This window comes from Sphingomonas sp. BLHR8, from assembly GCF_056821725.1.
Genome location: NZ_JBPDIM010000002.1, coordinates 298,336 through 315,351 on the forward strand (window position 1 = coordinate 298,336; position 17,016 = coordinate 315,351).

Genomic DNA, 17,016 nt, shown 5'->3' on the forward strand with positions numbered 1-17,016 from the left:
GCTACTCCTGAACGGGGGCGAGCGCGCGCTCGTCGAGCGGGAAGCGGGCAATGAAATACGAAGCGAGCATCCCAAGCAAAAGGATGACCGCGCCATAGGAAAGGATCAATCGGTCGAGCACATCGGGCGCGACCTGGCCCTTCACCGCGCCGGCGGGAAAGCCGACCAGCACCAGCATCTGCCCGACGATGAAGATGCCGAGCCCGCCGACGCATTTCTGGATGAACAGCTGCCCGGCGAAAAACACGCCTTCGCGCGCGCGCCCGGTTTCGACGCGGTAGGCGGTGGTGACGTCGGCCATCATCGACTGCGCGGTGAGCAACCCCGCGACGCCAGTGCCGGTCGACAGCGCGGCGAACAGGAACACGACGGCCGCGCGCTCGATCGTCACCGCGTCGGGCAGCTCACCCAGCAGGAACAGCAGGAACGGCGCCGCGCCGATGAACGGGGTGATCAGCACCATCGTCATCGCCGTGCGCCGCTTGCCGACGCGTCGCCCGAGCGCGCGCGCAAGGTAGAGCCCGAGCGCGACGCCGACCCCCAGCAGCACCGCGTACGCCAGCAGCCCCGCGGACGTAAGCTGCCAGACGTAACCGAGCACATAATTGGTGATGGCAAAGGTGACCCCCTGGCTCGCAAAGGCGAACACCATCGCCAGCACCAGGATACGGAACGGGCGATAACGCGCGCAGCCGATCATATCGCCGATGCTGGGGTGGGCGGTGGTCGCCGGCACCGGGCGCGCATAGCGGCGGTGCGTCCCCATCGCCGCGGCGAGCACCGACACGAACATTACCGCCGCCCCGGTCATCGCATAGGCGTGATAGCTCGCCTGGCTCGCTTCATCGATCGGGATCAGCTTGAAGAAACCGTAAGCGAGGCCGAGCGTGATCAGCCCGCCGAGCCAGCCGAGCATGAACCGCCAACCGACGACCTCGGTGCGTTCGTGCGGGTCGCTGGTCATCTCGGGCAGCATGGCGAGGCTAGGCACCTCATTCAGCGAAAGCGACATGCGCACCGCCAGCGCGCAGAAGAACACCCACAGATACGGCGCCCACCCCTCGCCCGAGGGCGGTATCCACAGCAGCACCCAGAACAGCGCGATCGGGATGGCGCTCGCGTAGAGGAAGGGGTGCCGCCGCCCCCAGCGCGAACGGGTGGCGTCGGTCCAGTGGCCGACGACCGGGTCGAACATCGCGTCGAGCACCAGCACGACCAGCAGCGTGATGCCGACGCGGCCGGGATCGAGCCCGATCATCTGGTTGAGGTAGATCAGCAGGAAGACGGAAAAACCGTTGTCCTTAATCCCGTAGGCGACCGCGCCCAGCCCGTAGAAAAAGCGCTCTTTGAGCGGCACCTGCGCCGGTGGGCGGTGGAGGGTGGGCGCCACCGCCGGCACGCTGGTCGAGGCGGGGGCGGCGAGGCTCACGTCGTCGCTGGGCTCGCCGTCATGCCCGCTTGCGCCGCAAAGGCTTCGAGCGAGTCGAACAGCCCTGGCATTTCCGGGTCCCAGCTGTAACGCTCGCCGATGGTCAGCCCGCCGTCGACCAGGATCGACGTGCCGGTGACGAAGCTCGCATCGTCGCTGGCGAGGTAGAGCACCGCCCCGGCGATGTCATCGGGGGTGCCGCTGCGGCGCACCGGTTGCGCGTTCGACGACATCTGCGCGATCAATGCCTTCGCCTGGGCGGCGGTATCGCCGGTGAGGCCGACGCTGCTCGTGAAGATATTGGTGTTGATGAATCCCGGAAGCACCGCATTCACCCGGATGCCGAACTGCGCGAGGTCGGCGGCGGCGATTTTCGATAGGTGCAGCACCCCCGCCTTCGCCACCGAATAGGCGGTGGGCGCGTAGCCCGACCGCAGCGCGGCGACGCTGGCGGTGTTGATGATCGACGCGCCCCGCCGCGTCTGCATGTGCGGCACGGCGTAACGGATGCCGAACGCGACCGAGCGCAGCAGCAGGTCCATCGTCCGGTCCCAGCCGTCGGGCGCGATCTCGGCGATGTTCTCCTTCGCGCCGCCCGCGCCGGCGTTGTTGAACAGGACGTCGATTCCGCCCGACTCGGCTGCGGCAAAGTCCATCAGCGCGGCGATGTCCTCAGCGCTCGTCACGTCGGTGCGGTGAAAGCGGATGCGCCTGTTGGACTCGTCGGCGAGCGCGTTGCCGCCCGCTTCGTCGATGTCGGCGGCGACGACCTGCGCTCCCTCCGCGGCGAATCGCAGCGCAGTGGCGCGACCGATACCGGAGGCGGCGCCGGTGACCACCGCTGTTTTGCCCGACAGGCGCATAGACACGTCTCTCCTCGCGGCGTCTCCCGGCCCGACGGGTCGGTGCGCCATCGCCATACTGTGCTTTCGACAATCGCCTCGCGTCAAGCGAATACGCCGGTCGCTGCGACATTCCGTTTCATCGCAACGGTGCTTGCGGGGCGGCCCGCTTTTCTCCTAGCGTGCGCCGCCAGACAGGAGAGACGTAACATGGCCGAAGACCTCAACGCCTTTCGGAGCGAGGTGCGCGACTGGCTGGAGGCGAACTGCCCGGCGGAGATGCGCACCCCCGCGACGGGCGAGGGTGACGTGTGCTGGGGCGGCCGGCGGTGGCAGTTCAAGAACGACGCGCAGCGCCAGTGGCTCGAGGCCTGCGTCGCGAAGGGCTACACCGTCCCCGATTGGCCCAAGGATTACGGCGGCGCTGGCCTTTCGCCCGAACAGGCAAAGGTGCTGCGCGAGGAGATGGCGCGGATCGGCGCGCGCTCGCCCCTCTCCAGCTTTGGCATCTGGATGCTTGGCCCGGCGCTGCTCCACTTCGGCACCGAGGAGCAAAAGCTCAAATATCTGCCGCCGATCGCGCGCGGAGAAATCCGCTGGTGCCAGGGCTATTCCGAACCCGGCGCAGGAAGCGACCTCGTCTCGTTGCAGACTTATGGCGAGGACGCGGGCGACCATTGGGTGGTCAACGGGTCGAAGATCTGGACCAGCTACGCCGATCAGGCCGACTGGATCTTCTGCCTCGTCCGCACCGACAAGAGCGACAAATACCGCGGCATCACCTTCATGCTGTTCGACATGGAGAGCCCCGGCGTTTCCACCAAGCCGATCCTGCTGATCAGCGGCAACTCGCCCTTCTGCGAGACCTTCTTCGACGATGTGAAGGTGCCCAAGGACCAGTACATCGGTGAAATCAATCGCGGCTGGGATGTCGCCAAATATCTCCTCGGCCACGAACGCGAGATGATCTCCGGCGGCGGCGCGGGCGGTGACATGGTGTCCGTCGGCGCGCTCTACGCGCAGTCGCTTGGGCGCAACGCGAACGGCGAGCTCGACGACCCGATCCTGCGTGCGGAGATGGCGGCGTTCGACGTCGATGTCTTCGCCTTCCGCGCGATGGGCGAACGCTTCATGGACATGTGGAAAACCGGCCGCGCGCACCCCGCAAGCTCGAACATGATGAAATATGCCGGGACCGAGCTCAACAAGCGCCGCTACGAGCTGGTCATGGCCGGCGGCGGCAGCGACGCGCTCGAATGGGAGAGCGAAGCGAGCGTCGGCGGCGCCAAGGCGCGGACGTGGCTGCGGACCAAGGCGAACTCGATCGAAGGCGGGACGAGCGAGGTGATGCTCAACGTCATCGCCAAGCGAATCCTGGAACTGCCGGGGGGGTAGGGCGGCTCGAGCCCCTCCCCTTCAGGGGAGGGGTTGGGGTGGGGGCTACCGTCCTCACGCCGCGCTAACCGGAGAACCCCCACCCCCGGCCCCTCCCCTGAAGGGGAGGGGAGACGAAGGAAGAACAATGCCTCTCTACCACAGCGACGACCAGGCGATGCTCAAGGACATGGTGGCGCCGTTCGTCGCCGAGACGGCGCCGGTCGCGCACCTGCGGTCCTTGCGCGACACGAGGGACGAAACCGGCTTCTCGCGCGACCTGTGGCAGCAGTTTGCCGAGATGGGCTTCACCGGCATCCTAGTGCCCGAAGCGCAGGGCGGCATGGGGCTGGGCCATGCCGAAGCGGGCATCGTGCTCGAGGAAATCGGGCGTAATCTGACGCCCTCGCCGTTTCTGACCACATCGGTCGCGGCGGCGTCGGCATTCCGCGCGGCGGGCGGCGCGCTGGCCGACGAATGGCTGCCAAAGATCGCCAAGGGTGAGGCGGTCGCCGCGCTCGCCATCGACGAAGGCCCGCGTCATGCGCCCGAGCGCACCGCAATGAAGGCGGAGCGCGCGGGCAACGGCTTTCGCCTGTCGGGCACTAAGCAGTTCGTGTTAGGCGGTCACGTCGCCGACGTGCTGCTCGTCCTCGCGAGGACCGCGGGGGGTGAGCGTGAGGAGGCGGGGCTGACGCTGTTCGCGGTGCCGAAGGACGCCGCCAACATGACCGCCGACCCGCGCCGTCTGGTCGACGCTAGCCTCGCCAGCCACCTCACCTTTGACGGCGTCACGGTCGATGCCGACGCGGTCGTGGGCGAGGTCGACGCGGGGTGGGACTCGGTGAAGCCCCTTCTCGCCGCCGCCCGCACCGGTGCCGCGGCGGAAATGCTCGGCGTCGGGCAGGGGGCGATGGATATGACCATGGGCTACCTCAAGCAGCGCAAGCAGTTCGGGCGGCTTATCGGCGAATTTCAGGCGCTCCAGCACCGCGCCGCGCATCTTTATTCCGAGCTCGAGATCGCGCGCGCCAGCGTGATGAAGGCGCAGCAGCTGCTCGACGAAGGGAGCGAGGGCGCCGAGCTGATGGTCTCGGTCGCCAAGGCCAAGGTCGGCGCCGCCGCCAACCTCGCGGTGCGCGAAGGGGTGCAGATGCACGGCGGCATCGGCATGACCGACGAATATGACATCGGCCTCTACATGAAACGCGACCGCGCGCTGAGCGAGTTCATGGGCGATGCGCGATACCACACCGACCGCGTGGCGCGGATGAACGGGTATTGAGGCGACGCCCTCCCGCAAGCGGGAGGGGAGAAGTTTTGAGCCCGTCATGCTGAACTTGTCTCAGCATCCAGCGGCGGGGCGCGAGAACATGGACCTTGAAACAAGTTCAGGGTGACGAGCTGAAGGACGCGACGATATGAACCTCAACCAACTCTTCACTCTCGAAGGGCGCACGGCGCTGATTACCGGCGGGTCGCGCGGGATCGGGGCGATGTTCGTCGAGGGATTCCTCGCGGCGGGAGCGGCGAAGGTCTATATCACCGCGCGCAAGGAGCATCAGATCGCTGCCGCGGTGGAGCGCTTCGGCGGCGACCGCGTGGTCGGCTTCGCAGGCGATGTGTCGACGGTCGACGGCTGCCGCGCCATCGCTGAAGAGATCGCCGGGCGGGAAAAAAAGCTCGACATCCTCGTCAACAATGCTGGCGCGGCCTGGGGGGCGGACTTCGAAAGCTTTCCCGAAAGCGGCTGGGACAAGGTGATGGACGTCAATGTGAAGGCGCCCTTCTTCCTCAGCCAGGCGCTGTATCCGCAGCTCAAGGCTGCGGCGAGCGCCGAGCGGCCGGCGAAGATCATCAATGTCGGCTCGATCGACGGGCTGCGGCTCAATGGTTGGGAAACTTACAGCTACGCCGCGTCGAAGGCCGCGATCCTGCACCTCACGCGGCGGCTCGCGGCGCGGCTGGTGCGCGACCATATCCATGTCACGGCGATCGCGCCCGGTGCGTTCCAGAGCGACATGAACAAGGCCGCGCGCGATCACGGCGACGCGGTCGGCGCCAACATTCCCGCCAAGCGCATCGGCTCGCCCGAAGACATGGCGGCGGCGGCGATCTACCTCGCCAGCCGGGCAGGGGATTATGTCATCGGTGAGACGCTGACCGTCGATGGCGGGCTGGTGCACGCTTCGGTGGGGTCGTCGATCGACGCCGACTAAGCAGCGCCGGGGGCGGGCCAACCCGCCGTCGCTCGCGTTGCCCCTCGGGGCGGGTCACGCTAGGGGCGGCGGCACCATGACCGTTGTTGCTCCGCTCATCGCGCCGTCGATTCTCAGCGCCGATTTTGCCGCGCTGGGCGAAGAGGTGCGCGCGATAGATGCGGCGGGTGCCGACTGGATCCACATCGACGTGATGGACGGGCATTTCGTGCCCAACATCACCATCGGTCCGGCGGTGGTGAAGGCGCTGCGCCCGCACAGCGCCAAGCCGTTCGACGTGCATCTGATGATCGCGCCGGTCGACCCGATGCTGGAAGCGTTTGCCGAGGCGGGCGCGGACCTGATCAGCTTTCACCCGGAGGCGGGGCCGCATCCGCATCGCACCGTCCAGTCGATCAAGGCGCTGGGGAAGCGCGCCGGCATCGTGCTCAACCCCGCGACGCCAGTGGAGGCGGTCGACTGGCTGATCGGCGACCTCGACCTGATCCTCGTCATGAGCGTCAATCCGGGCTTTGGCGGGCAAAAGTTCATCGCCAGCCAGCTCCACAAGATCGAGGCGCTGCGCCGTCGCATCGACGCCAGCGGGCGCGACATTCGCTTGCAGGTCGATGGCGGGGTCGACCCGACCAACGCCGCGCAGGTGGTGGCGGCCGGGGCGGACGTGCTGGTGGCGGGTTCGGCGGCGTTCCGTGGTGGGCGCGATCACTACGCCGCCAACATCGCCGCGCTGCGGGGCGGCTGATGGCCCGGCAGGCGCCCGATCTGTTCGACGACCTGCCGCCCGGCGTGCGCGATGTCGATCCGGTCGACGCCGATCGCCCCGACACGATCGAGACGGGCAAGCGACTGATCCGCCTCAGCGAAAACCGCGGTGCCAGCCTTGCCGAGCGGGTCGCGGCGCAATTCTATCGGCTGACCTGGCGAACGCCGCTGCACGCGCTGAAACTCAAGGGAAAGTTCCCCCTAAAACTGCTGGGCGTGCCCGAAGACCCGATCCCCGGCGACGTGGTGGCGGGGAAGGCGATCCGCGCCGGGCATTTCCTGTTCCGCGGCCTCAAACTGCCGACCGCGCGCACCGATTTCGGGCAGCCGGGCGTCCCCAACCAGTTCGCCGACCATCTGCACAGCTTTGCCTGGCTGCGCGATCTCGCCGCGGCCGGTCCGATGGCGGAAGTTGCGCCCACCGCCGAAGCGCTGCAGCGCCGCTGGCTCGACGCGCATGACGAGCGCATCACCACCGCCGCCTGGCGCCAGGACGTGGCCGGCTGGCGGCTGCTGTTCTGGCTCGCCTACGCCCCGGCGCTGCTGGCGAGCAACGACATCGTCCATCGCTCGAAGACATTGAACCACATCGCCCGCGTCGCGCGGCATCTCGACCGCACCGCGCCCGCGGCGCGGCCGGGCGTGGCGCAGGTGGTGGCGTGGAGCGCGATCGTCGCGGCGGGCCTCGCGCTGCCTAATGGCGATGGGCGCCGAGCCTTCGGTGAAGGGGGCCTGCGCGATGCGCTGCTCGCCTGTTTCTACGCCGACGGCGGCACCATCAGCCGCTCGCCTGACGCGCAGATCGAGGCGATCGCAGCGCTGTCGATGCTCGCGCGCGTCTATGCGCTGCGGCGGCTGGAGGTGCCGGCGTGGATCGCGGAGACGCTCGGCGTCGCGGTGCCGGCGCTGACCGCGCTCACCCACGGCGACGGCGGGCTCGGCAACTGGCAAGGCTCGGGCGCAATCCCCGCGGAGCGTGTCGCCGCCATCGTCGCCGCGAGCAAGGTGCGCGCGCGGCCGCTGCGGCAGGCGCGCGACTGGGGCTATCAGCGGCTCACCGCGGGGCGCACCGTGCTGCAGGTTGACGCCGCCCCGCCGCCGGTCGCGCGCGCCACCGACGCGGGCTGCGCCTCGACGCTGGCGTTCGAATTTTCTGACGGCGGCGACCGGCTGATCGTCAACTGCGGCGGCGCGGGACTCGCGGGCGCGCTGGTCCCGAGCGAGCTTGCTAAGGGGCTGCGCACCACCGCAGCGCATTCGACGCTGACGCTGGCCGATCAGAACTCGACCGCCATCCTCGCCGACGGCACGCTCGGGCAGGGCGTGACCGAGGTCGAGATCGACCGGCGCGAGCTCGATAGCGGCAGCCGCATCGAACTCTCCCACGACGGCTATCGCCGCCGCCACGGCTTCGTCCACCGGCGGCTGCTGATCCTCGCCGGGTCGGGGCGAGAGCTGCGCGGCGAGGATATGCTGATTCCTGCGGGCCGGAAACGCCGCGGCGATGCATTGCCGTTCGCGGTGCGATTCCATCTCGCGCCCGAGGTGCAGGTGAGCGTGCTCGATGGCGAGGGCCAGCTGCTGCTCCGCCATGACAGCGGCGCGGGCTGGCATTTTCGTTGCGCGGGCGCGGCGGTGCGGATCGAGGACAGCCTGTGGGTTGACGGCGACGGCCGCCCCGTCCCCTCCTATCAGATCGAGCTCTCGGGCGAAGTTCCCCAGGGCGGCGTCAGTGTCGGCTGGCGTCTGCGCAAGCTCGGTTAATCCAATCAGAACAAGGACTCTCCCGTGATCGATCGTATCGCCATCCGCCGCGCGCTGCTCAGCGTTTCCGACAAGGCCCGGGTAGTCGAATTGGCGCAGGCGCTCAGCGAGGCGGGGGTCGAGTTAATCTCCACCGGCGGGACGGCAAAGGCGCTGCGCGACGCGGGACTCGACGTGCGCGACGTCAGCGACCTCACGGGCTTTCCCGAGATGATGGACGGCCGCGTCAAGACGCTTCACCCGATGGTTCACGGCGGCATCCTCGCGGTGCGCGGCTCGGACGAGCATCGCGCCGCGATGGACGCACACGGCATCGGCGCGATCGACTTGGTTGTCGTCAATCTTTACCCCTTCGCCGCCACCGTCGCCCGCGGGGCGGGGCGCGAGGAGATCATCGAGAATATCGACATCGGCGGCCCGGCGATGGTGCGCTCGGCGGCGAAGAATCATGCCGACGTGGCCATCGTCACCGACCCCGCCGACTATGCCGCGCTGATCGAAAGCGCCGCTTCGGGGGTGGCGTCCACCGACCTCGGCCAGCGCCGCCGCCTCGCCGCCAAGGCGTTCGCGCACACCGCGACCTATGATTCGATGATCGCCAGCTGGTTCGGCTTCGGCGATCAGGGCGAGCGCTTCCCGGCGACGCTGCCGCTGGTGGCGGAGCGTGTGTCGACGCTGCGCTACGGCGAAAACCCGCACCAGAACGCCGCCTTCTACCGCCCCACGGGTCCGCACGTGAAGGGCATCGGTCACGCCGAGCAGGTGCAGGGCAAGGCGCTTTCCTACAACAACCTCAACGACGCCGACGCCGCACTCGAGCTGGTGGCGGAGTTTCGCGACGACCGCCCCGCGTGCGTCATCGTCAAGCACGCCAACCCGTGCGGCGTGGCGCTGGGCGACGATCTGGTGAGCGCCTACACCCGCGCGTTCGAGTGCGACCATGTCTCCGCTTTCGGCGGGATCGTCGCCTTGAATCGCCCGCTCGACGGGGCGACGGCGGAGGCGATCGCGGCGATCTTTACTGAAGTGGTAGTAGCGCCCGACGCCGATGCCGATGCACGCGCGGTGTTCGCGAAAAAGCCTAACCTGCGGCTGCTGCTGACCGGCGAGCTCCCCGATCCGGCGCGCGCGGGTCTGGCCGTGCGGCAGATCGCGGGGGGCTGGTTGGTGCAGGACCGCGATGCGGCCAAGCTCGACCTCAACTCACTCAAGCTCGTCACGCAGCGCGCCCCGAGCGAGGCCGAACGCGCCGACGCCGCGCTTGCCTGGACGGTGGCACGGCACGTCAAATCCAACGCCATCGTCTATGCTAAGGACGGCGCGACCGCGGGCATCGGCGCCGGGCAGATGAACCGCCGCGATAGCGCGCGGATCGCTGCGGCGAAGGCGCGCGAAGCGGCCGAGCATTTCGGCTGGGATGCGCCGCGCACGGTCGGCAGCGCGGTCGCCTCCGACGCCTTTTTCCCCTTCGCCGACGGGCTGATCTCCGCGGCCGAAGCAGGCGCGACCTGTGTCATTCAACCGGGCGGATCGATGCGCGACGCCGAAGTCACAGCTGCCGCGGATGAGGCGGGGCTTGCAATGCTGTTCACCGGGGTGCGCCACTTCCGGCATTGAGCCGGTCCCGAACCCCAGTCCGTCACGCTGAACTTGGTTCGTCATCCAGCAGGGGCGCGCTGCCGCATGGACCCTGAAACAAGTTCAGGGTGACTGAGGGGGTGTGAGCGAGTGACCCTCCATCCCGTCACTCCGGACTTGTTCGGGGGTCAGGCTTTCCTTTCGAAGCGCGGTGAAACCAGCCCTGGATCAAGCCCGGGGCGGCGTTGTGTTTTGCGGATGGGTGGCGCTCCCCCGCCGCCCGCGTTACGCCGCGGGGGCACGACGATGGAGCTTGATGCGCATGGCGATGGTGGAGCGGGCGGGGTTGCAGGTCGACGAGGCGCTGGCGACGTTTCTGGAAACGGAGGTGCTGCCCGCTGCCGCCATCGAATTCGCAGCGTTCTGGGCGGACGCCGCGCGGATCTTCGCCGACCTCACGCCCGAAAACCGCGCGCTGCTCGCGAAGCGCGACGCGCTGCAGGCGCAGATCGACGATTGGTGGCGCAAGCAACGCGATGCCGCGCCGACAGTCGAGCAGCAGGAGGCCTTTCTCCGCGAGATCGGCTACCTCGTCCCCGAACCTGCGCCGTTCGCCGTCGACACCGCCAACGTCGATGATGAGGTCGCGCGGCTCGCCGGGCCGCAGCTGGTGGTGCCGATCCTCAACGCGCGCTTTCTCCTCAATGCCGCCAATGCGCGCTGGGGGAGCCTGTACGACGCGCTCTACGGCACCGACGCGCTCGGCGACGCGCCGGCGGGCGGGGGCTATGACAAAGCGCGCGGCAGCCGGGTAATCGCTTGGGCCAAGGCGTTCCTCGACGAGGCGCTGCCGCTGCGCGAGGGAAGCTGGGCGGACGTCACCGACGCTGACGCCGTGGAGCTTGCCGACCCGTCGGTGCGCATCGGTCGGACGCATCGCGGGCCGCTGTTCCGCCACCACGGCCTCCATATCGAGATCATCGTCGATCGCGACCATGCCGTCGGCGTCGACGATCCGGCGGGGATCGCCGACGTCATGCTCGAAAGCGCGCTGACGACCATCTGCGACCTCGAAGACTCGGTGGCGGCGGTCGATGCGGCGGACAAGCTCGCCGCGTATCGCAACTGGCTGGGGCTGATGCTCGGCACGCTCGAGGAGCGCTTCGACAAGGGCGGCACCAGCGTCCACCGCACGCTCAATCCCGACGTCGCCTACACCGACGCGAGCGGCAGCGCGCAGACGCTGCCGGGGCGGAGCCTGCTGTTCGTGCGCAACGTCGGGCATCTGATGACCACGCCTGCGGTGCGCCTCGCCGACGGGAGCGATGCGCCCGAAGGGATGCTCGACGCGATCGTCACCGCCGCAATCGGCAAGCTCGACCTGATCGGCAAAGGCCGTTTCCAGAACAGCCGCGCGGGGTCGATCTACATCGTCAAACCCAAGATGCACGGGCCCGAGGAAGCCGCCTTCGCCGACCGGCTGTTCGACCGCGTCGAGGACCTGCTGAGCCTCCCGCGCAACACGATGAAGATCGGGGTGATGGACGAGGAGCGCCGCACCAGCGCCAACCTCGCTGCGACGATCCACGAGGTGCGGCACCGCGTCTGCTTCATCAACACCGGCTTTCTCGATCGCACCGGCGATGAAATCCACACCGCCATGCAAGGCGGGGCGGTCATCCCCAAGGGCGAGATGAAGGCCAGCCGCTGGATCGCGGCCTATGAGGATCGCAACGTCCAGATCGGGCTTGCTTGCGGGCTCGCGGGGCGCGCGCAGATCGGCAAGGGCATGTGGGCCGCGCCCGACCGCATGGCAGACATGCTCGAGCAGAAGATCGCGCATCCGATGAGCGGCGCGACGACCGCCTGGGTGCCGTCGCCCACCGCGGCGACGCTGCACGCAACACATTATCATCGGGTGAGCGTCGCCGATCGGCAGGCGGAGCGCACCAGCGAATCCGTGGCGCCGCTCGCCGCGCTGCTCGACGTGCCGCTGGCGGGCGGACGCAACTTCAGCGACGAGGAGGTGCGCGCGGAGCTCGACAACAACGCGCAAGGCATTCTGGGCTATGTCGTGCGCTGGATCGACCAGGGCGTGGGCTGTTCCAAAGTGCCCGACATCCACGACGTCGGACTGATGGAGGACCGCGCGACGTTGCGGATTTCCTCGCAGCATATCGCCAACTGGCTGCTGCACGGGGTGGTGACGCCAGCGCAGGTGGACGCCGCGCTCACGCGTATGGCGGCCAAGGTCGACGCGCAGAATGCGGGCGATCCGCTCTACCGACCGATGGCCGGAAACGAAGCCACCAGCCTTGCCTATCAAGCCGCGCGCGCGCTGGTGTTCGATGGGGTAGAGCAACCGTCCGGCTACACCGAACCGTTGCTCCACGCCTATCGGTTACGGGCGAAGGCCGGCGCCTAAGCGTCAGGCGCGCAGGTCGGCCCAGTCGGGGTTCTTGTCGAACAGCCGTGCGACGTAGCTGCACGTCGGGTGAACCTTGATACCGTCGCGGCGGGCGTCGGCAATCAGCGCGTCGACCAGCTTGCGCGCGGCACCAGTGCCCTGCGTCGCCCCGTGAGCGTAGGTGTGGTCGGCGCTGATCGTGCCGTCGGGGCGGCGGCCGTAAATCAGCTCCGCCTCCTCGGCCACGCCCTCCACCTTGGCGACGTAGCGACCGCCGTTGGCGGACTCTTCGTGACGGACGTCCATGTTCGGCATGCTGCTACTCCCGCAGATGATCTTCTCAGCACCCACAACCCCCGCGGGGGCGAGACGATCCAGTGCGCGCGGTCGAGCGATCAGGCCGGATGCACGATCAGCGGCATGCCACCGCGCGGGCGCAGCGTGACGCCGCCGGCGGGGTCGGGTTGCCAGCCCGGCGGCAGCGCGATGCGCCAGCGTTCGATCCAGCGCGAGAGGATCAGCGCCGCTTCGACCATCGCAAAACGCTGGCCGACACACACGCGCGGGCCACCGCCGAAGGGGATGTACTGGAACCGACGGATCGCACCGCGCCGCTCGGGGGCGAAGCGGCGATGGTCAAAGCTATCGGGATCGTCCCACCACAGCCGGTGGCGGTGCACCACCCATGGCCAGATCGAGACGAGGTTGCCCCGCTCGATCGCGACGTCGCCCAGCATGTCACCGGCCTGCGCCTCGCGATCGAAGCGTGGCGCGGGCGGGTAAAGCCGCAGCGATTCCTCCAGCACTTGTCGCAGCAGCGGCAGCGCGTCGTAACGGGCGTCGGGATCGGACCGATTGGCGACGGCGGCTTCGGCGCGCACCTGCGCCTGCAACGCGGGTTGCGCGGCAAGGCAGTAGAGCGTCCAGGCAATCGCGTTGGCGGTGGTTTCGTGGCCCGCCACGTAAAAAGTGACGGCATTGTCGATCGCCAGCGTGCGCGCTTCGTCGGGCGGGTAATGCTCGCGAAGGCCGCGGATCAGCTCGCCGAAGCTGTCGCCACCGCCTGCGTCGCCGCGGCGGTCGACGAGATCGGTGAGCGTGGCGCGCAGCCACGCCTGCGACGCGCGAGCCTTGCGCATGGTCGGCGAAAAATCCCAGTCCTGCACGCCGAGCAGCGCAGACAGCCGCGCCTGCCCGCCCGACATCACCAGCGTTTCGATGTGGCGCGCGGCGAGCGGGGTCACCAGCGCAGGATCGCCACTGAACAGCGCCGCGGCGATGATGCGCATGGTGGTGTCGGTGGCCGCCGCGGCGAGGTCGACGCGCCCGCCCGCCTGCGGCCAGCGCGTCATCGCGTCGGCCGCGCAACCGTCGAACACCGGAGCCAGCCGATCGACCGCGGCGGGGGCGAAGCTGTGCGCGACGAGCTTGCGCTGGACGCGCCAATCCTCTCCCTCCGCCGACAGCAACCCGCGCCCGAGCAGCGGCGCGAGCAGCCGCTGCGCGATGCCGGGGCGGAGATAATTGGGCTTGTTGGTGAGCAACACCCGCTCGATGGCGGCAGGATCGTTCACGAAATGGACGGTGAAGCCCATGATCCGCCGCGTGAAGATCGGCATTTCGAACGCCGCTTCGGTCCAGCCGTAAACGCTGTTGCGCAGCCGCTCGCCGAAAAAGCCTGCCCACACCGGCGGCAGCGTTCTGGGGCGGTGGGGGTGCACCGGCACGAACGGCGGAGGCGCGAGGGTCGCCATGCTCATCATGTAAGGCGGCTTGCGCGGGCGTGCGAGGGGGGCAATGCTCGCGCAATGGTGCTGACCACGCCCGACGGGCGCTACATCATCGTGCGCGGACGGCTGTGGCGGGCGAGCAATCCGAACCTCTCGGATAGCGAACGCGCCGCGGCGGTGAAGGCGCTGATGGACGCCCGTCGCGCGAAGAAGGCCGCGATGGCGGCGGGCGATGCGAACGCGCGCGAGGCAGCACGCGCCGCGGTGGACGCGGCCAAGGTCGCACTTGGCGAACGCGGTCCGCTGTGGTGGGACGACGGCGCGCCCGACCTCAACCGGCGGATGGCGAAGAACACGCCTTACGCGGCGTGGTACGCGAGCGTCGCGGACGAGTCGTAACCGTAGGCACGAGTTCGCCCATCGCTTGCGCGCGACGATGGCGCTGCCCATCTTGGCAGCATGACACCGCTCAGCGTCCTCGATCTCGTCCCCGTCATCGAAGGCGGCGACGTCGCTCAGGCGCTCGCCCGCAGCGCCAATGCGGCTCGGGTGGCGGAGGGGGAGGGCTACAAGCGCTACTGGATCGCCGAACATCACGGGATGGCGGGCGTCGCGGGGGCGGCGACGAGCGTGGTCATCGCCCACGTCGCCGCCGCGACCTCGACCATCCGCGTCGGCGCGGGCGGCATCATGCTGCCCAACCACGCCCCGCTCGCCGTCGCCGAACAGTTTGGGACGCTCGCCGCGCTGCATCCGGGGCGGATCGACCTCGGCCTCGGGCGCGCCCCGGGGAGCGACGGGCGGGTGGCGCAGGCGCTGCGCCGCAACCTCGATAGCGATGCCAACCAGTTTCCGCGCGATGTGGTCGAGCTGCGCGCCTATTTCGCGGGCGACCCGCGGCTCGGCATCACCGCGACCCCGGGCGAAGGGGCGGAGGTCGAGATGTGGATCCTCGGCTCGAGCCTGTTCGGCGCGCAGCTGGCGGCCATGCTCGGGCTGCGATTTGCCTTTGCGAGCCATTTCGCGCCCGATCATCTGATGGACGCGCTCGCCATCTATCGGCGTGACTTTCGGCCGTCGGAGACGCTCTCACAGCCCTATGCTGCGGCGGCCATGGGTGTCGTTGCGGCGCCGACGCGTGAGGAGGCGGTGTATCTCGCCAGCTCGCAGGCGCAGGCGTTCGTCGCGCTGCGAAGCGGTTCGCCGGGCCGGTTGAAGCCTCCGGTCGAGGGCTATCGCGAAACGCTGCCCGAGTCGGCGCAGGCCATGCTGGCGCACGTCGGTCGCTACGGCGCGATCGGCACCGGCGAGGAGGTCGCGCAGGCGATCGCCGACTTCGTCGCGGCGACGGGGGTCGATGAGGTGATCACCGCAGGGTCGATCTACGATCCGGCGGCGCGCGAACGCTCGCTCCGCCTTGTCGCACAGGCGTGGGCAGCGCGGGGGGCTTAATCGAGTTTGGGCACGCGGCGCATGATGCCGGTCATGATGTCGCGACCGCCGACGTCCTGCGTGCGTTCGCCGCGGCAATCGATGAGGTAATCCGCACCCTTGTCCGCGAGTTCGAGGATGAGGTCGAAACGCTGCCCCGACGACGTATCCGTCACCGCCTCGGTCGACCCTTGTTGACTCGCCTCTGTCAGATATTCGAGCACCTCGGGCACGGTCATCGCCCGCCGCTCGGTCATCCCGAACATGGCGTAGAGATTGTCGGACCAGCTGATCTTGCGGCTGGCAAGGTCGATTTCCCAGAAGCCAATGTCGGCTTCGGTCGAGGCGAGCCGCGTGCGGCGCACTTCGCGTTCGAGCGCGGCGGCGGTCGTCGCGACGCCCTCGCGCGTACGTTCGAGCAGCCTGGCGCAGCGCTGATTTTCGATAATGTCGCTCGCCATCACGGCAAAGTTGCGCATCGTTTCCCGCAAGGCATCTTCGGGCGGCGGCTGTCCGGCGAACTGGGCGCACAGCACGGCGACGGTCCGCCCGCGATCGTTGTTGATCGGAAAGCCAGCGTAGGCGCGCTGCGGTGCGCCCGGGTCCACTCCGGCTTCGAGCGCGCGCGGGTCGGCGGAGAGGTCGGGGATGAGCAGTTCATCGCCGGTGGCGATGACATGTCGGCAGATCGACGCGGCGGCAGTCGTGCGGTCCACGTCGGTTCCGGACCGCGCGTAAAGCCGCTGGGTATCGTCGTTGACAAAGGTGACCGCCGTCATTGACGCGCCGGTGTCACGGCGCACGAGATCGACCAATATATCGAGCGACAGGGGCGCTTTCTGCTCCGTCGCGAACACCCAACTATATGCCATCGCCTGACAGTCCTGAATCCCCCGCTGCCCACTCTACCCGAAATCGTTAACGAAATCCTACCGGATCGAAGCCGTTTTTTCGAGCGCGTAACGATTTGTTAACCAGACAGCGCGCATCTGCGGCTGGTCGACGAGAAGTGCTCCCCAGCGGGCGCGCCACGTCACAACGCTGAACGTCGCAGGACCAGATCGACGGGATGCGAAAAAGGGCGGCCACGTTCGCTGCAGCGACGTGACCGCCCTTCGGGTTCGACCGTCCAAGGGGACCAGACCATGGACAGTCTGAAGGGGTTTAGCGCCGCCTTCGATGCACAAAGTCGCAGCGGAGCGTAAACAAACTCTTAATTGCGATGCGGATCGCGGCACTAATTCGTCGACGCGACAACGCGCGGGCAGCGCACCGGGGAGCTGGTCGGTAATGTGCTGAGCTCGCTGCTCGGCGGCGGCACCAGCCGGACGCGGCGGATGCGGATGGACGCGGACGCGGTCGCCTGGCGGGAGGGCGTCGGTGCGGTTGGCGGCGAGGCGATCGGTCGCATGCTCACCGCGGTCGCGGCTACTCCTGCTGTGGCGCGCTGACAAAAAAGGGGGCGGACGCCTGCACGTCC

Annotated in this window: 15 protein-coding genes; 10 read left to right on the forward strand and 5 right to left on the reverse strand. The window is 68.5% G+C overall.

Features of this window, described 5'->3' with window-relative positions; translation table 11 throughout:
• Position 1 precedes the first annotated feature (1 nt).
• The gene (locus ACRYJK_RS11450) at positions 2 to 1,429 is read right to left on the reverse strand and encodes an MFS transporter (protein WP_482667713.1); all 1,428 of its coding nucleotides are present in this window, start codon (positions 1,427 to 1,429) and stop codon (positions 2 to 4) included.
• Positions 1,426 to 2,292 carry an SDR family NAD(P)-dependent oxidoreductase gene (locus ACRYJK_RS11455; protein ID WP_482667759.1) on the reverse strand — a complete coding sequence of 289 codons (867 nt, stop codon included), beginning with the start codon at positions 2,290 to 2,292 and terminating at the stop codon, positions 1,426 to 1,428. The genes ACRYJK_RS11450 and ACRYJK_RS11455 overlap by 4 nt, the downstream gene beginning before the upstream one ends.
• 189 nt (positions 2,293 to 2,481) lie before the next feature.
• Between ACRYJK_RS11455 and ACRYJK_RS11460 the strand changes: the two genes are divergently transcribed.
• The 7 genes from ACRYJK_RS11460 (at position 2,482) to ACRYJK_RS11490 (ending at position 12,393) form a co-directional block, all read left to right on the forward strand.
• Positions 2,482 to 3,666 carry an acyl-CoA dehydrogenase family protein gene (locus ACRYJK_RS11460; RefSeq protein WP_482667714.1) on the forward strand — a complete coding sequence of 395 codons (1,185 nt, stop codon included), beginning with the start codon at positions 2,482 to 2,484 and terminating at the stop codon, positions 3,664 to 3,666.
• A gap of 127 nt (positions 3,667 to 3,793) precedes the next feature.
• Entirely contained in the window at positions 3,794 to 4,930 is a 1,137-nt protein-coding gene (locus ACRYJK_RS11465; RefSeq protein ID WP_482667715.1) for an acyl-CoA dehydrogenase family protein, read from the forward strand.
• A gap of 136 nt (positions 4,931 to 5,066) precedes the next feature.
• Positions 5,067 to 5,864 carry an SDR family oxidoreductase gene (locus ACRYJK_RS11470; RefSeq protein ID WP_482667716.1) on the forward strand — a complete coding sequence of 266 codons (798 nt, stop codon included), beginning with the start codon at positions 5,067 to 5,069 and terminating at the stop codon, positions 5,862 to 5,864.
• A gap of 76 nt (positions 5,865 to 5,940) precedes the next feature.
• Positions 5,941 to 6,606, forward strand: coding sequence for a ribulose-phosphate 3-epimerase (rpe, locus tag ACRYJK_RS11475; RefSeq protein WP_482667717.1), 666 nt, complete (start codon positions 5,941 to 5,943; stop codon positions 6,604 to 6,606).
• Positions 6,606 to 8,390 carry a heparinase II/III family protein gene (locus ACRYJK_RS11480; protein ID WP_482667718.1) on the forward strand — a complete coding sequence of 595 codons (1,785 nt, stop codon included), beginning with the start codon at positions 6,606 to 6,608 and terminating at the stop codon, positions 8,388 to 8,390. The genes rpe and ACRYJK_RS11480 overlap by 1 nt, the downstream gene beginning before the upstream one ends.
• A 27-nt stretch (positions 8,391 to 8,417) precedes the next feature.
• Positions 8,418 to 10,007 (forward strand): bifunctional phosphoribosylaminoimidazolecarboxamide formyltransferase/IMP cyclohydrolase, encoded by a 1,590-nt coding sequence (gene purH, locus ACRYJK_RS11485; protein WP_482667760.1) that lies wholly within the window; start codon positions 8,418 to 8,420, stop codon positions 10,005 to 10,007.
• A gap of 277 nt (positions 10,008 to 10,284) precedes the next feature.
• Positions 10,285 to 12,393: a malate synthase G gene (locus ACRYJK_RS11490; RefSeq protein ID WP_482667719.1), complete on the forward strand. Its 2,109-nt coding sequence runs from the start codon at positions 10,285 to 10,287 to the stop codon at positions 12,391 to 12,393.
• A gap of 3 nt (positions 12,394 to 12,396) precedes the next feature.
• On the opposite strand, the gene ACRYJK_RS11495 is transcribed toward ACRYJK_RS11490, so the two are convergent.
• Both ACRYJK_RS11495 and ACRYJK_RS11500 read right to left on the reverse strand, forming a co-directional pair.
• Positions 12,397 to 12,690 (reverse strand): GNAT family N-acetyltransferase, encoded by a 294-nt coding sequence (locus ACRYJK_RS11495; protein ID WP_482667720.1) that lies wholly within the window; start codon positions 12,688 to 12,690, stop codon positions 12,397 to 12,399.
• An 80-nt stretch (positions 12,691 to 12,770) separates the two neighbouring features.
• Positions 12,771 to 14,135 carry a cytochrome P450 gene (locus ACRYJK_RS11500; RefSeq protein WP_482667721.1) on the reverse strand — a complete coding sequence of 455 codons (1,365 nt, stop codon included), beginning with the start codon at positions 14,133 to 14,135 and terminating at the stop codon, positions 12,771 to 12,773.
• A gap of 48 nt (positions 14,136 to 14,183) precedes the next feature.
• Here ACRYJK_RS11500 and ACRYJK_RS11505 point away from each other — a divergent pair, with 48 nt between their 5' ends.
• Both ACRYJK_RS11505 and ACRYJK_RS11510 read left to right on the forward strand, forming a co-directional pair.
• Positions 14,184 to 14,504, forward strand: a complete 321-nt coding sequence (locus tag ACRYJK_RS11505; protein WP_482667722.1) for a hypothetical protein — start codon at positions 14,184 to 14,186, stop codon at positions 14,502 to 14,504.
• Positions 14,505 to 14,564: 60 nt separating this feature from the next.
• The gene (locus ACRYJK_RS11510; protein WP_482667723.1) at positions 14,565 to 15,557 is read left to right on the forward strand and encodes an LLM class flavin-dependent oxidoreductase; all 993 of its coding nucleotides are present in this window, start codon (positions 14,565 to 14,567) and stop codon (positions 15,555 to 15,557) included.
• Here the strand turns inward: ACRYJK_RS11510 and ACRYJK_RS11515 are convergent.
• Entirely contained in the window at positions 15,554 to 16,408 is an 855-nt protein-coding gene (locus ACRYJK_RS11515) for a GAF domain-containing protein (protein ID WP_482667724.1), read from the reverse strand. The two genes, ACRYJK_RS11510 and ACRYJK_RS11515, sit on opposite strands and share 4 nt — an antisense overlap.
• Positions 16,409 to 16,828: 420 nt before the next feature.
• On the opposite strand from ACRYJK_RS11515, the gene ACRYJK_RS11520 reads away from it, so the two are divergent.
• Positions 16,829 to 16,987, forward strand: a complete 159-nt coding sequence (locus tag ACRYJK_RS11520; protein WP_482667725.1) for a hypothetical protein — start codon at positions 16,829 to 16,831, stop codon at positions 16,985 to 16,987.
• The last annotated feature ends 29 nt before the right edge of the window (positions 16,988 to 17,016 follow it).

Coding starts and splice junctions, on each gene's coding strand:
- ACRYJK_RS11515 (WP_482667724.1), bottom strand. CDS start 16,408: ATGGCATATAGTTGGGTGTTCGCGACGGAGCAGAAAGCGCCCCTGTCG.
- ACRYJK_RS11465 (WP_482667715.1), top strand. CDS start 3,794: ATGCCTCTCTACCACAGCGACGACCAGGCGATGCTCAAGGACATGGTG.
- ACRYJK_RS11455 (WP_482667759.1), bottom strand. CDS start 2,292: ATGCGCCTGTCGGGCAAAACAGCGGTGGTCACCGGCGCCGCCTCCGGT.
- ACRYJK_RS11505 (WP_482667722.1), top strand. CDS start 14,184: ATGGTGCTGACCACGCCCGACGGGCGCTACATCATCGTGCGCGGACGG.
- ACRYJK_RS11495 (WP_482667720.1), bottom strand. CDS start 12,690: ATGCCGAACATGGACGTCCGTCACGAAGAGTCCGCCAACGGCGGTCGC.
- ACRYJK_RS11500 (WP_482667721.1), bottom strand. CDS start 14,135: ATGAGCATGGCGACCCTCGCGCCTCCGCCGTTCGTGCCGGTGCACCCC.
- rpe (WP_482667717.1), top strand. CDS start 5,941: ATGACCGTTGTTGCTCCGCTCATCGCGCCGTCGATTCTCAGCGCCGAT.
- ACRYJK_RS11510 (WP_482667723.1), top strand. CDS start 14,565: ATGACACCGCTCAGCGTCCTCGATCTCGTCCCCGTCATCGAAGGCGGC.
- ACRYJK_RS11460 (WP_482667714.1), top strand. CDS start 2,482: ATGGCCGAAGACCTCAACGCCTTTCGGAGCGAGGTGCGCGACTGGCTG.
- ACRYJK_RS11470 (WP_482667716.1), top strand. CDS start 5,067: ATGAACCTCAACCAACTCTTCACTCTCGAAGGGCGCACGGCGCTGATT.
- ACRYJK_RS11480 (WP_482667718.1), top strand. CDS start 6,606: ATGGCCCGGCAGGCGCCCGATCTGTTCGACGACCTGCCGCCCGGCGTG.
- ACRYJK_RS11490 (WP_482667719.1), top strand. CDS start 10,285: ATGCGCATGGCGATGGTGGAGCGGGCGGGGTTGCAGGTCGACGAGGCG.